This window comes from Spirulina sp. CCY15215 (assembly GCF_016888125.1).
Taxonomy (GTDB): Bacteria; Cyanobacteriota; Cyanobacteriia; order Cyanobacteriales; family Spirulinaceae; genus CCY15215.
Genome location: NZ_JACSWA010000343.1, coordinates 22,982 through 38,282, shown reverse-complemented (window position 1 = coordinate 38,282; position 15,301 = coordinate 22,982). Strand labels below are relative to the sequence as shown.

Sequence of the window (15,301 nt, the reverse complement as noted above, 5' to 3'; positions counted from 1 at the left end):
TCAATTCAACCTACATTAACCGATTGTTTTTAAGCGCATTCTAGCGGATTTGATATTACTAAAATTCGGAAATTTCCCCGCATATCCCTTTAACTGCTTGTAAATAATCCCCAGGAGAAAGCAAGATTAAACACCCTCGCATCCCCGCAGAAACAGCAATGCGATCGAAAATCTCGACAATTTCCTCAACATAAACAGGATATGCTTTTTTACTCGCTAATGCTGTCACTCCGCCGCGAATATAACCCGTCAGAGGTTGTACTTCTTTCAGTGCGACCATTTCCATTTTACGATCGCCAGATAGTTTCGCTAAAGCCCTTAAATTGAGGGAGGCATTTCCTGGAATCACCGCAAAACAAATCCCAGTGCGATCGCCTCGTACAAGCAAAGTTTTAAAGACTTGTTCGGGGGGAAGTCCCACTTTCTCTGCTGTCCCTTCTGCTGCGAGTTCCTCTGGGTTAACCTCATATTCTAAGAGATTGTAAGAGATTCTCAAATTATCCAGCAAACGGACAGCATTAGTTTTTTTCATGGGAAAAAAAGGAGGGCTTTAGGATTTGAGGAAAGAATAAAGCAAAAACGTGCAGATTATGGAGAAACAAGATTGTAGTTAGTAGCTATAAGGTTAGGACTGACGCAGCTAGGGAGCGAGACGCTCCCACTCCCGTATTCTATTGTGATGGTGGTAGTGCGGGCATCTTGCCCGTTAGTTGTTCAATGGGTAAGTCCTCAAGATAACTCATAATTTAAGCCTCAATTTTAAGACTCAACATAATTTTAATTTTTCCATGTCTGCATCTTCCACCTCAAAAAATATGGCTAATTATCATCGCTTGCAACAAGCCCTACAAGTCGGTTTGCGCCGTCAAATCTTTTTTGCTGTTTGCGATAATGTCGGACTGCGCGATCGCATTTCCCAACAGTTGCACACGGGGGACATGGATCGCCCTTCTCCTTTAGTTAAATTAACCTTAGATGTCAATAATCCTAACTTTCTCTCCGCGATCGCCACTTTTCTCAAACAAAACCCCCACTCGACACCCTCTCTCCCTCATCCTACTTTTGAAATTGTCGGCATTGAGGAGTTAACCCGTCAAGGTGCAAGCGTACAACAGCGCTTTATCCGTACTTTACGATGGATCGAACGTCACTTGAAAAAAGTCGAGTTCAGTCTTTTGCTCTGGGTGTCTAAACCTTGGTTTAATAATATTCGTCAATCTGTACCGGAGTTTTGGCAATGGCATACGGGAATTTTTGAATTTACAGGGGAAAATAAGGCTCTCAGTCTGACTGGTTCATCGCCACAGTACGCGCTTTTACAAGACGATCGCGGGACAGAAACTGAGTTACGCGATCGCAATGGCAGTGCCGAACAAACCCCATCGGAAGAGACCCACAGGAATGAGGGAGAATTCCCGTTAGTCGCCTTGAAAACATCTCCGATGATTCCTATCCCCAAAAAGAGCGCTTCTACCCCCTCCCAAGAGAGAAAACCCTTGCCACAAACTTATTCTCGGGCAACGATGGCTCAATATTATTTACAAATTGCCCATCAGTATCGCGATCGCATTGCCAAGGGAGAAGCCGATCGCGCTACCCTAACGGAAGCAATTCAGGCCTACGAACAGGCATTACAGTATCAAGAAACTTTTCCTATTGCGGCGGAAATTTATAACGATCTGGGCAATTTTTATTGGCTGCGATCGCGCCGTCCCGATCGTCCCGAACAGGCGTATCCTGACTTAGAACAGGCACTCTTTATCTATCAAGAGGCGATCGCGACTTTGGGCGATCGCACCGCCATGCCCCAAACCTATGCCATGATCCAGAATAATTTAGGGGCGGCTTATGGCGACATGGCTCGCTATCGAGATTTGGCGAAAAACCTGCGACATTCGATCGCCGCCTATGAGGAAGCATTGTACTATCGCACGGCGGAAAATAACGCCCTCAAATATGGTTCAACTCAAAACAATTTAGGTACAGCTTATTGGCATTTGGCGCAACATGAGAACGCCCCAGAAAATTTACAAGCGGCGATCGCGGCTTATACCGAAGCGGGAAAACACTACGATCCTGAAGGCGATCCCCTCAATTGGGCAATGATCCAAAATAATTTAGGTACTGCCTATTGGAATTTATCGCAACACGAAACACGAGAAAATCATTTGCGATCGGCGATCGATTGTTATGAGAAGAGTTCGATCTATCGTACTGGGGAAAATGCTCCGGCTGCTTGTGCGGCAACTCAAAACAATTTAGGGACGGCATATTGGCATTTAACGGCTACGGATGGACTAGAAGTGACCCAAAAACAAGACTATTTACAAAGAGCAATAGAAGCATATCAAATTGCCACACAACTCGCCCATCATCTCCATCGTCAAGCTCCCCCAGTTAAGGTTAATTTTAACTTTTTAGGCACTTACAATAATCTGGGTTTGGTTTGCTATCAATTAGGAACAGAAGAGCAATTTTCTCTCTCTAAATCCGAAAAAATACACTTCTTAGAACTCGCATTACAGGCTCATCTACAAACATTAAATAATGTTGCCCAAGATTCAGACAGTTATCAAACGGCATTAAATTATATTATTCGTACTGTCCGCGCTTTCTACAAACAAGGTGGAATCCAAGGACAAAATCTCGCGCTGTCTCAAGTTCCCGGTCAACTTCTCCCGCAATTACTCCCTAATCTTGGTTAATGATACCAAATCCGCATTGCTGGGGAGGTATTCTCGTCCCTTCTGTAGGGCGTTGTATGCAACGCCCTACAAGGTTTTAGGCGTTCGCGCAAGCGTGGCAGATCCGTATCGCGTTAATTGTGGTCGATTGTAACTGGTGTAACTGGATTTGGTATGAGCTTGTATAAAGTTTTGTAAATAAAACGCAAAAAACGAGCGAACTGTCTCGATAGCTAAAAGAGAATTCTTATCTATATCAAACTCGTCGATCGCAGTTATGAGCGAACCTCAAGACTATCCCGAACGTATTGCCGAAATTTGTCGGCATCCTCAAGGCAGTCCTGCCTACAATCGAGGTCTGACGCATTTGATTCAGTCCCTCTTGCGATCGGGTAAATTGTGGCGGGAAACGACAGATTATTATGCAGACGCATTGCAAACAACCTTGCTCTTTTTGAGTCAGAATTTATGCAGCAAGTACGAGCCAAATCGCGGCTCCCTCGCGACGTGGATGAACTCCCATTTAAAATGGCGCTTGCATGATTATCGCCTCGAACGACAGCAAGAACGTAAAACAAATGTTTCCGAGGTTTCGCCATTAAAAGGAGAAACCTTTTCGCAATGGCTGGAGAATTTTCCCGCACCGCCTGACGTACCGCCCATTTGGGAAGAAACCCTGAATTGGGCGCAAAGCGATCCCACGGGAGAACTCCAAAAAACTCACATTCGCGATCGCCCGGACTTAACGGCTCAAGTTTTAATTTTGCGCCGCCTTCCCCCGGAAACGGATTGGAAAGTCCTCGAAGTAGAATTTGATTGCGCCTATTCAACCCTCGCCACTTTTTATCAGCGCAAATGCAAACCCTTATTGCGAAATTTTGCTAAATCTCAAGGATATATAGAGTAGAGAACGCATTATTCAACCCCCATGAATGCCACGCAAATTTTACCGGAAGAGACTTTACCCCTGCCCATACCGAGGCAGAATATCGAAACTGCTCTGACTTTCGCCCGAGAGCAGTCCGAGCCGCAAAAAGCAGAACGAGTGGGTTTAAATACCCTAGCCGTCCTTGCCATTCGCAACTATTTAGACTTAATGGCGATCGCGACGAATTTGGAGAGAAGTGATAGCTGGAATCCCGTACTGCGGACGATGGCCAATGTTGCCGATTTGATTGTCTCGGATGTCGGACAATTGGAATGTATACCCGTTCGCATCGATGCCAATGCCATCTTATCCTCAGAACAATTTCTGGGCTCGATTCCGCCAGAAGTTCGTTGGGAGCGCATCGGCTACGCAGTAGTGGGGATCGACGAAAAAGAGCGGGTAGCCGTACCGTTGGGGTTCGTCAAAACAGCAGGAACGGGAGAAATTTTTGTGAGAGATTTACAAGATTTACCGACTTTATTAGATTATCTCGCCAATCTCGCACGCGATCGCGTGCATTTAAACCTGTGGTTTGCCGCCCTCTTCAGTGCCAATTGGCAAGCACCCGAATCCCTCCTACCCTCGATCTCTGAGACTGTCATGCCCTCCGAAAATTCCTCTGCGATCGATTCTGTCCCTTGGTGGAAAAATCTCGCCGATGCCGGACGACAGGCATGGGAACGTCTTGTTGGGGAAGATTGGGGAGACTTAGAACCCGCAGGACTGGCTTTTCGTAGAGGAGACGAGATGCCTTTTCCCGAAGCAGATGTTTGTCGCGCCAAATTGATCGATTTGGGCATTAGCTTGAACGATCGCGCGATCGTCTTGCTAGTGGCTTTGGCAAAACAAGCAGACGAGCGTGTTAAAATTCTCGTGCGAGCGAATCCTCACCAAGAGGAGCGCTATCTCCCTGCCAATTTAGAACTAGCACTCGTCGGAGACAATGGCGAAATCCTGCAAAGCGTTACCTCGCGAAGTCAAGATTTGTATATCCTGCTCAAACCTTTTACCGTTGATGCGGGAACGGATTTTCAATTGCGCGTCAGTTGGGATGGCGCTCGAGTAGAAGAACCCTTTTCAGTTTGAAATGTGGAGATAGAACCGTGAAAGCATCGGTGGTCTTGAGTTTGGGAGCGGGAAATTTTGCCGAGGGTTTTCCTCACGTTTCGGCGCGGCTGTCCGATGGCTCAAAAGTATCCGGTCATTTGCCCGCCGCTCCCAATCTCCCTGGACTTTACGATCGCTGGCGCTTGCTTTACGAACTGCTTTATCAAAGTCGTCTTCGCGGGATTGAAATTGAAGCGGGATCTGTCACCAATGTTTCGGAAACTGCCTTCCAAGAAATCTCCCATGAATTAGAAAACAAATTCAATCATTGGCTTGGGAATAGTGGCTTTCGCGGGATTGAAAATCGAGTGAGAAGCTCTTTTGCTCCTAAAGATGAACTGTTGTTGACCGTGGAAAGTCAAGATAGCGATACGTGGCGGATTCCTTGGCATCTTTGGTCGCTATGTCGCCAAGATTATCCCTATACAGAAATTGCTTTGAGTACGCCAGATTATCCTGCACCCCCAAGCGATCGCCAGGCGACGGAACGAGGAAAAGTCAATATTTTGGCTGTGTTGGGAGATGGAACGGGCATCGATATCGAAGGCGATCGCGCTCTATTGCAAAAATTGCCTGGAGCAAAACTCACTTTTTTAATTCAACCCCGACGGGAGGAATTAACGGAGAAACTTTGGGAAAAACCTTGGGATATTTTATTTTTTGCCGGACACGGACGCAGCGATCGCAATGTGACGGGCGGCCGAATTTACATTAATTCCCAGCAATCTCTGACCGTTGCGGAACTGCAAGAAGCACTTTCCCATGCCATCCGACGCAGTTTGCAGCTTGCCATCTTCAACTGCTGCGATGGTTTGGGCATTGCGCGGGATTGGGCGCAGGCAAAAATTCCCCTTCCTCCTGCCATTGTCATGCGCGAAGCCGTCCCCGACGCGATCGCCCGAAGGTTTCTGCAATATTTCTTGCAGGCATACGCCAAAGGTGCATCGTTTCCTTTAGCGGTCAGGCAAGGGAGAGAAAAGCTCAAAGGGTTGGAAGATCGCCTTCCGGGGGCGAGTTGGCTGCCCGCGATTTGCCAGCATCCTGCCGTTTCTGCGCCAACATGGGCAGAACTCAAAGGCGATCGCTGTCCTCGCACCTTCAAGTTAAAACCCATTCTGCCGCTTCCTCGCCTCGCATTATATTCCCTCATCGGCTGTTTGGGATTGTACGGTTTGGGAGGACAAACGGTGGCGGTTTGGGCGAATCGCACTGGAGTCGCGCATTTTGAAACCAATGAGCTACTACAAGCGCAAATTTTTTATCGCCTTGCCAGCATTCTCGATCCTTTTAATCCCAAACCTCACTATAATTTGGCTTGGCTATGCGAAAAGTCCCGCAATGATTTCCAGTGCGCGGCACGAGGATATCGACGGGCGGCGGATCGGGGTTTGCCGGAAGCCTCGTCACAACTGGCTAAGGTGCTTCTCAATCTGCAAGATGCCGATGCAGTTTGGCAGATTACGCAACACTGTTTGGATTCTCCCTATCCGGCGGTGGGAGCGGCTTGTTTGGGAAAGCGAGGCTGGCTTTTGTTAGAGCAAGGGCGAATTAGCGAAGCTAAGGCACATCTGGAAGAGGCGATCGCTCTCGAACCCGATAGCCCTCACGCCCATTGCCTTTACGCCCGCATTTTGGAGGGGGAAAATCGTCGAGAAGAGGCACGCCAGCACTGGGAATGGGTTAAAAAATCCGCTCAATATCACATTCCCGAACAAAATCAATGCTTACACGAGGCTCACCAAAGACTTGAGGAAAATTAACTATGAAAGTTACCCGCACGCTAAAACTCGTTACCGTTGCCCTCTCACTTTGGCTTGGCGCAACCGCTTCGGCTTTTGCCTTCAACCGTCCCAACGGCAGGATCCTAGAGAGTTCCGGGGATGTTGTTGTTTTGAGAGGCGATCGCAATATTCGCGCCACTTTAGGCATGACTATTTACCCGAGCGATCGCTTGCAAGTGAATGAGGGGGGACAATTGTTAGTATTGTGCGCCAATCTAGAAACCCAAGCAGTCAGTAGCGGGTCAATCTTGCCCAATCGCTGCACGGGTGCGAGGGAAGAAGCAAAATGCAGTCCCGATTTGGCGGGCTGTCCCGATCGCGGCACGATTCTCGCTTGGGGGGATACTTCCATTCCTTTTTCAGTGAGTCCGCGACGCACAAAAGTTTTCAAGTCACGCCCCATCTTACGCTGGAATCCGGTAGCAGGAGCAACAAGCTATTTAGTAACAGTAACAGGAGTATCGGAAGACGGTCGGGAGATGCAATGGAGCGTTGAAACAACAGATACAAGTCTTGTTTATATCCCTGAGTCCGACGAGCAAGTTTTGCAACCGGGTTGGGATTATTTATTAGTAGTAGAAACCGATACGGGAGTCGCTTCTTTTGAAGAATCCGTACAATTAGGAGGAATGGGCTTTCAATTATTAGATAAAACTGAAGAAAAAGAACTGCGATCGCGCCAATCGCTCTTCATTCAGCAATCTATTTCTCTTGAAGCAAAAGGATTAGCAATCGCACGCCTTTTCTTGGAGTATGATGCGATCGGCGAAGCAATTTTGCTGTTAGAAAGTGTTTTACCAATGAGCGAAACGGCGGCTTTGCATTTATTAATCGGCGAACTCTATCAAGATCGTCTGCTCATTGCACCTCCTGCGGCCAAGCATTATGAACGAGCGATCGCTTTGGCAGATGAGGCGAATTTGGAGGAAAAAGCATTGGCTTACGAGGGATTGGGACGAGTTCGCGCTGCCATGCAAAATTATACCGATGCGATCGATCTTTTGACGCAAGCAAGGAGGATTTATGAAGAATTGGGCGATCGCGATCGGTTGGAGGAATTGGACAAAACTATTCAGGAATTAATAACTGATAACTGACGCACTGGCGAAGAAAAATAGTTTTAGGGGTGCGATCGCTGGCATGATTGAAAGAAAAGTGAGTGCTATTTGATTTTAGTGGACAATGGAGAGATCGGGCAAAAGCAGGCGATCGCGTCTATCATTAAATTTAGTTTTAGAGGCAAACACCATGCAAACTCAAAATCTGAAAGAAGAAGCACATCGTTTGATCGATCGACTCCCAGATGATTCAACATGGGAAGATTTAATGTATGAAATCTACGTCAGACAAGTTGTAGAAGCTGGACTGGCGGACAGTCGTGCGGGTAAAGTGACTCCAGTGGAAAAGATTGGAGAGAACAGAAATTATGTCATCTGATTTTGGTGAAACTGATGAAGACAAACAGATTGCTCGATTAAAAGTTCACCGAGACTTGGTGGGATGGATTATAAATAAATTAGAGGAGGCTGGAATTCAAGCTCAACGAACAACAGGTGGAGATCCCAAGGGAGATGTTGAGGTTTGCGATCGCAATGACATTCCAAGAGTTCGAGAGATTTTATTTCAGATTCAAGGAAAAGCGATCGCAGTCAGTAATAGCGAGACACAAAACTCTTTTTTGGAGGTAAAAGCCTATACTCGCAAAAAAATAGATTCTACTCTTGCTAGGAAACTTATTAACAAGGAAACTATTATGGGACTGATCGCAACAGGAAAAATCACGAAACCTGCAAAAAAACTCTTAGACGATTCAGAAATTATTTGGATTGAAGAATTTCCAGAAAGCAATTTAAGTTCTGATTAAAACTAGGAGATGAGAAGAAATGTTAGATATGATCTTTTACACCAATAACGCTCGACCATCTAAATATGTAGAACTTTCAGAAGAAATCTATGAATGGTTAGCAAAATCGCAATTTTCTAAAATTGGTTGTTCTATCGAGAAAAGTTTTCTCATTGATGGTGAGGAAGAGTGTTTACCCGTTGTAGAACTCGATCGCGAAAATCGCCAACAACTCCGATTATTTTTCTTAGAAGCTGTTGCAGAAGAGAGTGAGGCAGTTTTATCTCAATTACAAAGTGCAAGTTCTAAGGAAACTTATCAACAAATTACCTATCGTTTGCAAAAGTTACAAGAGTTACGAAAATGTATAGAAAATGAAAATTATCTCTATTTGCAGCGAATTTAGAGAAAAACGAGATCGCAAAATTCTACCCGATCGCGGCGATCGCCAGACATCTCATAAATTTTTTTGACGGTTTTGCGAAAAAGTTCTCGTTTTGCGGGATAACTAGAAAATAGGACGCTCTACCCTCAGAATGATGAAGACTCCCATAAAACCCCAAACTCTCGTTCCTTTCGTTGCTCTATCGTTATTAGTTACAAGCGGTGAAACTCTCGCTCAATCTATCGTTCCCGCGTCAGATGGCACGGGAACAATCGTGAATATCGATGGGAATGAGTTTGTTATTGACGGCGGTACGCTGTCGGGAGATGGTGCAAACTTATTCCATAGTTTTATCGAGTTGGGTTTGGATGCGAACCAGATCGCCACGTTTCTTTCCAATCCGCAAATCCAGAATATTTTGGGACGGGTGACGGGGGGCAATCCTTCGGTTATTGACGGACTCGTTCAAGTTCTGGGGGGTGATTCTAACCTTTATTTGATGAATCCTTCGGGGTTTGTTTTTGGCTCGAATGCCTCCTTAAATGTGCCGGGGGACTTTTTCGCAACGACGGCGCAGGGGATCGGGTTTGGGAATGGTTTGTGGTTCGATGCTTGGGGAGATAACGACTATCAGAATTTAGTGGGGACTCCTGTTGAGTTCGATTTAAGCGATCGCTCTGGTGTGATTATCAATGCAGGAGATTTAGCGGTTAGTGAGGGTCAAAATATTGGCTTGATTGGGGGAACTGTCATCAATACAGGGAGTTTGAGCGCTCCGGCAGGTAATGTGAGTATTGTGGCGATGCCAGAATCGGGGCGATTGCGGATTGTGAGCGGCGATAATGTCTTGGGGTTTGAAATCGAACCCCCTCGGGACGCGCAAGGGAATCTGGTGGCGGTACGTGCGGTGGATATTCCGGCGTTGATTACGCGATCGAGGGTGGAAACGGGGTTAACGGTTGCGGGGAATGAAATATCGGTGCAAGGAACAAATGTGCCTGTTTCTGAAGGAAGCGCGATCGCTTCTGGAGAGTTGGAGGCAACGGGGGGAAATGTGGATGTTTTGGGGGATATTGTTGCTTTAATCGGTGCGGAAATTGATGTTTCTGGGAGTGAGGGGGGCGGTAATGTGAGGATTGGTGGGGAGAAGCAGGGAGCGGGGACAATGCCGAGAAGCGATCGCGTTTGGGTGGATGAAAATTCGACAATTCGGGCAGATGGGGGAAGTGCGGATGGTGGTAATGTTATCGCTTGGGCAGATGGGGAGATGCAGTTTTTGGGAGAGGTGAGTGCGACGGGAGAAAATGGGGGTTTTGTGGAGGTTTCGGGGTTAGAAACGCTGGATTATCGCGGTTGGGTGGATGCTTCCGGGATAAATGGGGAGTTTGGCACATTATTGCTCGATCCGACGGATTTTGTGGTGGATGGGAGCAATGTAGCGGCGATTAATAATGCGCTGGCAAATGTGAATCTGACGGCGACGCAGGATATTTTTATTGATGAAGCGATCGCTATGGCGAATGCTGGGGTAGGATTGACCGTTGAGGGCGATCGGCACGTTCGAGTCAATGCAGATATCACGACGCAGGGAGGTGATGTACAGTTAATTGGTGATGCCGATAATACAGACGGGGGAAGTTTAACGATAACCAATGCGACGATCCAAACAGGAGGAGGTGATTTTGTTGGCAGGGGACAAGGGGATGGAACAGAACGAGTTGGGGTAACAGTGGAAGGGAGCGAAATTGATGCAGGAGGAGGAAATATTGAGATTACGGGAGTCGGGGGAAGCAGTCAAGGAGAAAGCGGACATTACGGAATTTCGGTAAATGATTCAGTTTTGCGTTCTAATGGAACGGGAAATATTGTTATGAATGGTGCGGGAGGTGAGGGTTCAGCTATTGAAACGCGAGGATATTACGATATTGGTAATAATCATGGCATTTTTCTCAAAGATCATCTTTTGGAGCTTATTGGAACGGGTTCAATAACTTTAGATGGAAGAGGAGGAAGTACTGGATTATACAACTACGGAATTGAAATTCAAGATGGCTTAATTCAATCGGAAAATGGCAATATAAAAATAACAGGAATTGGAGGAAATGGTTTTGATAGTATCATAGGAATGAATGGAATAACAGGTGAAATAACAGGTAATCCAAATATCGATAATCGAGGCGATCATTTGGGTCGTCATATAGGATTTCGTTGTATTGATTGTGTAATTAATATTCTTACGGATGGGGTAGGAGAAATAAACTTAGTAGGACAGGGAAGTAATGAAGATAACTATAGTAATAATGGTATAGAAATACATAATAGCAATTTTACAGCAGGTAATGGTGGTATCTTCCTAGAAGGTCAAGGAAATGAGGAAAGAGCTTATGGTTTAGGAATTTCATCGAGTTCAATAGAAACTATAGATAATGGAAATATTGATTTACGGGGAATTGGGATTAATGGTGCAAAAATTCGTATTTATCAACCATCAATTCGTAGTAAAAATGGTAACATTAGTATAAGAAGTTCTAATGCAATTGATATATCCTCTGCTCAGAATACTTCTGCAATAATAGAATCTACTGGTTTTGGTAATATTAACCTAATCCTCAATGGTAGTTCTGAGATTACAAGCTCATCCAATCTAACAACAAACCAAGGCAAAATAACAATCATATCTCAGGACATTGTAAATAATCTAATGGGTGGCATTAGATTATCTGAAGGTAATCTCAATACAAATGGTCAAGATATTACTTTGTTAGGAAGGAGTATAGAAGTTAATTCAATTGATTCTTCATTATCAAACGGAAATGGTGGAAACATCACACTGATTGCTGGCCAAGATATTGAGATAAATGAGGATATTAATGCTTTTGGAGGTGTCAATGGAGGTGATATTATTCTTTATAATGATGCTTCTGTTTCTGTCCCTACAGAAGTAAAGGGTGTAATAAATTCTTCTGGTGGGATAAATGGGGGTAATGTTTTTATTTATAATTCATCTTCTTCCAATACTATATTTGCTGGTGGTACAATTATTCCTACTATTAAAGCTGGAGAAATTAATACTTCTGGCAGTCAACACGGAGGAGATATTTCAATTTTTAACAGCACTTATTCTAATGTAGAACTTGGAGATATTGATACTTCAGGAAGTGAAAGTGGAGGCAATATTGAAATAGCAGGACGAATGGGAACATTATTTACTCAAAATATCCGTTCGGATAGTCCTAAAATTGCAGGCGATATTAACATAACTGTAGAAGGGTGGGTAGGACGGTTGTTTAGTCCTGTAACAGGGGAGTTTGTTAGCCCGATAATTAATGGCTCTCTTGATACAACAGCAGGTGTTATTAGCGCAGCAGGAGGTGTTACTGGAGGAAATATTGCACTTAGAGCAGTTAGCGATATTGACACTGGAACAATTACTCTATTCAACCCCGGTTTTCAGATCGCCAGTGGCAAGATTGAAATTTTAAGTTTGGCAGGCAATGTTGATACCACTCAAGGTACTTTAATTACATCATCTGCTCTAGGTCGAGGTGGAGATATTGATATTATATCGCAACGTTTCGATACTACAGTAAACTCTACACCATTTAGCGCTGGAGGAGATGTTAACGTTGCGGATATTAATGCTCAATCGATCGCTGACCAAGGCGGTGCAATTTCTATTACAGCCGATCGCGCTATCACAACCCAAGGCGACATCACTACAAACGATAACAGCCTAACCTTTGACGGAATGGTAAACCTTGCCGATAATAACACCTTCAAAGTTGAAGGTAACGGGAATATTACCTTTGGCAGTACCCTCGACGGCAGCCACGAACTCACCTTAGATGCTCAAACCGTAACCCTCGAAGATAGCGTCGGTGCAACAACACCCTTGGATCGCCTAACCGTTCGCAATGGTACGGTTTTTAACGACACCACTACTACTGATATTACCGTTCGCCAAGATATTACAACGAGCCATATTGATTCCGAGCAAGCCATCTCTCTCAACAGCCTTGAAGGTAGATTGACAACGGGAAATCTTACCTCAACAGAAACCATTACGCTTGACGGAAACAGCGTGACTACAGGCAATATCGATGCAGAACGAGCAGTCGATCTAACCAGTCGCATGGGCGATCTTGGAGCAGGCAACATTGCAACTCGCGAAACTCTTACCATTAATACATCTGGAGACCTCACGACAGGAAATATCAACGCCCAAAATGAAACTTCTCTTGAAGCCCAAAGCATTGAAACCGGAAATATTACCATTCAAGACGATCTCGCATTAACCAGCACCAACGGCGACATTCTCACCCAACAGATCGACACCCAAGGAGAACTCTCCATCTCCACCACCAACGGCGATCTGATAACAGGCAATATCTCCGCCACTGATACGACTAATCTCACCGCCGATCGCGGCAGCATCCAAACCGAAAACATTACCGTCCCCGCCGATGTTACCCTTATCAGCCAAGGAGAAGGCATTACAACGGGCGCGATCGACACTTCAGCAACAACCGATGCGGGTAACGTCACCCTGCAAGGCGATCGCAGTATTTCCACCGACTCTATCAACGCCCAAAGCAGCAATGAAACAGGAGGAAATGTAACCATTGAAACCCCTCAATACTTCCAAGCCACCGATACCTTTAGCGATCGCAACGGACAGAATGCCAGCATTTCCGTTGCCGGAGCCATTGAAGGGGGCGAAGTCAAGATTTATCATGGCGGTAACGGCGAAATTCCCTTCATTGTCGGCGATGCTGCCACCAACGGCACGACGGGAGAAATTACGAGAGGGAACGATATCCCCATACAAAGTATCGAAACCTATCAAGAATATCCCTACACCCACAAACAAGATAGCGATCGCCTGCAAATCGTCTCTGTCCCTCAACCTCACATTCCCGCACAACCCCAGCCGACATCTCCTCCTCTTCCCGAAACATCACCCGATCCCGTAACTACTCCTCCTCCCGAAAATCCCGAACCCTTAGAAGAACTCGATCGCGGCGATAATCCCATCGAAAGCCTCGCCCTGCTAATTGGCGATCTCCTCAACGCCGAAACCACCATTACCACCGATGAAACGGGAGATTATGCCTTTGAGTGGCAAACCGCCAATCCCAATACAGGGGAACAAGTGCAACTTTCCCTCGATGTCGAAAATCCCTACACCGAAACCGATAATCCAGAAACCGATAATCCGATCGCGATCGCCGATATCACTCCTCCTTCTCTCAACTCTCTGACTTCCCTTAATCTCAACACCAACCCCGAACAAATCGTCACCGATATCGAACAACTCCTCGAAACCGAATACGAAACCTATTTCGGCGATAATCTCACTGATCGAGAAGTAAATGCCCAAAGCATTCGCGACACCCTCAAAACCATCGAAATCGAAACCGGAACCCGTGCCGTTGTTGTTTATGCCCTTCCCTTTCCCGATAGCCTGCAACTCGTTCTCGTGCGTCCCGAAGAAGAGCCTCTCGTTACCACTGTAGCCGATGCCGACAGCCGATCGCTATTCCTGCGACTCCGCCAATTTAGAAACACATTGCTCGATCCTACTAATAAAAATTATCAGGTTCACGCCAAAAAACTCTATCAATGGCTGATCGCACCCATCGAAAGCGAACTCGAAAGACTGGAAATTGATACCCTTATTTTCTCAATGGGTGCGGGACTGCGATCGCTTCCCCTCGCCGCCCTTCACGACGGGGAACAATTCCTTGTCGAAAAATACAGCCTTGGCACAATTCCCAGTGTCGCCCTCACCGATACTCGCTATCAATCCGTCCGAGAAGCGCGTATTTTGGGCATGGGTGCCGAAGAATTCCACAGTTTCAGCAATAAACCCGATCTCCCCTCCGTCCCCCTCGAACTCGCCGCGATCGTCGATCGCCCTGCTAAAGGAGAGACCTTTCTCAACGAAGAATTCACCCTCGAAAACCTGCGTTATCAACGCAACCAATCTCGCTACGATATCGTCCACCTCGCCACCCATGCTTCCTTCCAACCCAACAACGATCGCAACACCTACATCCAATTTTGGCAAGATAAAATCCGCTTGGATGCTCTGCGAGAGGCGCGATGGTACGATGATGCAACCGTAGAACTGTTGGTGCTGAGTGCTTGCGAAACCGCAATTGGCGATCGCCGTTCCGAAATGGGTTTTGCCGGGTTAGCGGTGCGATCGGGGGTCAAATCCGTCCTCGCCAGCTTGTGGAAAATTAACGATTTTGTTACTTTGCCTGCGATCGCCGAATTTTATTCCCAACTGGCCCGCGAAGATGTCACCATCAAAGCCGAAGCCCTCCGACAGTCCCAAATCGCCCTCTTAAGCGGACAGGTGCGGGTCGAGTCGGGTCAAATCGTCGGGTTGAGTCAACCTCTCCCCCTCCCCCCAGAACTGCACCACTGGGAGGGTCGCGATTTGAGTCATCCTTATTTCTGGGCGGGATACACGGCGATCGGCAGTCCTTGGTAAAAACTGGGAGGCAGCAAATCTTGTGGGCGAAAACCCCTGTGGGCGCAAGCATTGCGCCCCTACGGCGGTAT

General features: G+C 46.3%; 10 protein-coding genes. 9 read left to right on the top strand and 1 reads right to left on the bottom strand.

The window, feature by feature from the left end:
- Positions 1-58: 58 nt before the first annotated feature.
- A complete protein-coding gene (gene ybaK, locus JUI58_RS07770; RefSeq protein WP_204103194.1) occupies positions 59-532 on the bottom strand; it encodes a Cys-tRNA(Pro) deacylase in 474 nt (157 codons plus the stop codon).
- Between the two features lie 256 nt (positions 533-788).
- Between ybaK and JUI58_RS07765 the strand changes: the two genes are divergently transcribed.
- The 9 genes from JUI58_RS07765 to JUI58_RS07725 all read left to right on the top strand — a co-directional run bounded on the left by JUI58_RS07765 (position 789) and on the right by JUI58_RS07725 (position 15,230).
- Positions 789-2,705 (top strand): tetratricopeptide repeat protein, encoded by a 1,917-nt coding sequence (locus JUI58_RS07765; RefSeq protein WP_204103193.1) that lies wholly within the window; start codon positions 789-791, stop codon positions 2,703-2,705.
- A 256-nt stretch (positions 2,706-2,961) separates the two neighbouring features.
- Positions 2,962-3,591, top strand: coding sequence for a hypothetical protein (locus JUI58_RS07760; protein WP_204103192.1), 630 nt, complete (start codon positions 2,962-2,964; stop codon positions 3,589-3,591).
- Between the two features lie 21 nt (positions 3,592-3,612).
- Positions 3,613-4,698: a DUF1822 family protein gene (locus tag JUI58_RS07755; RefSeq protein WP_204103191.1), complete on the top strand. Its 1,086-nt coding sequence runs from the start codon at positions 3,613-3,615 to the stop codon at positions 4,696-4,698.
- Between the two features lie 17 nt (positions 4,699-4,715).
- Positions 4,716-6,479 (top strand): CHAT domain-containing protein, encoded by a 1,764-nt coding sequence (locus JUI58_RS07750; RefSeq protein ID WP_204103190.1) that lies wholly within the window; start codon positions 4,716-4,718, stop codon positions 6,477-6,479.
- 2 nt (positions 6,480-6,481) lie between these two features.
- A complete protein-coding gene (locus tag JUI58_RS07745; RefSeq protein ID WP_204103189.1) occupies positions 6,482-7,597 on the top strand; it encodes a tetratricopeptide repeat protein in 1,116 nt (371 codons plus the stop codon).
- Positions 7,598-7,748: 151 nt separating this feature from the next.
- Positions 7,749-7,937 carry a hypothetical protein gene (locus JUI58_RS07740; RefSeq protein ID WP_204103188.1) on the top strand — a complete coding sequence of 63 codons (189 nt, stop codon included), beginning with the start codon at positions 7,749-7,751 and terminating at the stop codon, positions 7,935-7,937.
- Complete coding sequence (locus JUI58_RS07735; protein WP_204103187.1) at positions 7,927-8,364, top strand: hypothetical protein; 438 nt, start codon at positions 7,927-7,929, stop codon at positions 8,362-8,364. Before JUI58_RS07740 ends, JUI58_RS07735 begins: the two co-directional genes overlap by 11 nt.
- A 19-nt stretch (positions 8,365-8,383) precedes the next feature.
- Positions 8,384-8,749 carry a hypothetical protein gene (locus JUI58_RS07730; protein WP_204103186.1) on the top strand — a complete coding sequence of 122 codons (366 nt, stop codon included), beginning with the start codon at positions 8,384-8,386 and terminating at the stop codon, positions 8,747-8,749.
- 133 nt (positions 8,750-8,882) lie between these two features.
- Positions 8,883-15,230, top strand: coding sequence for a CHAT domain-containing protein (locus JUI58_RS07725; RefSeq protein ID WP_204103185.1), 6,348 nt, complete (start codon positions 8,883-8,885; stop codon positions 15,228-15,230).
- Positions 15,231-15,301: the final 71 nt, after the last annotated feature.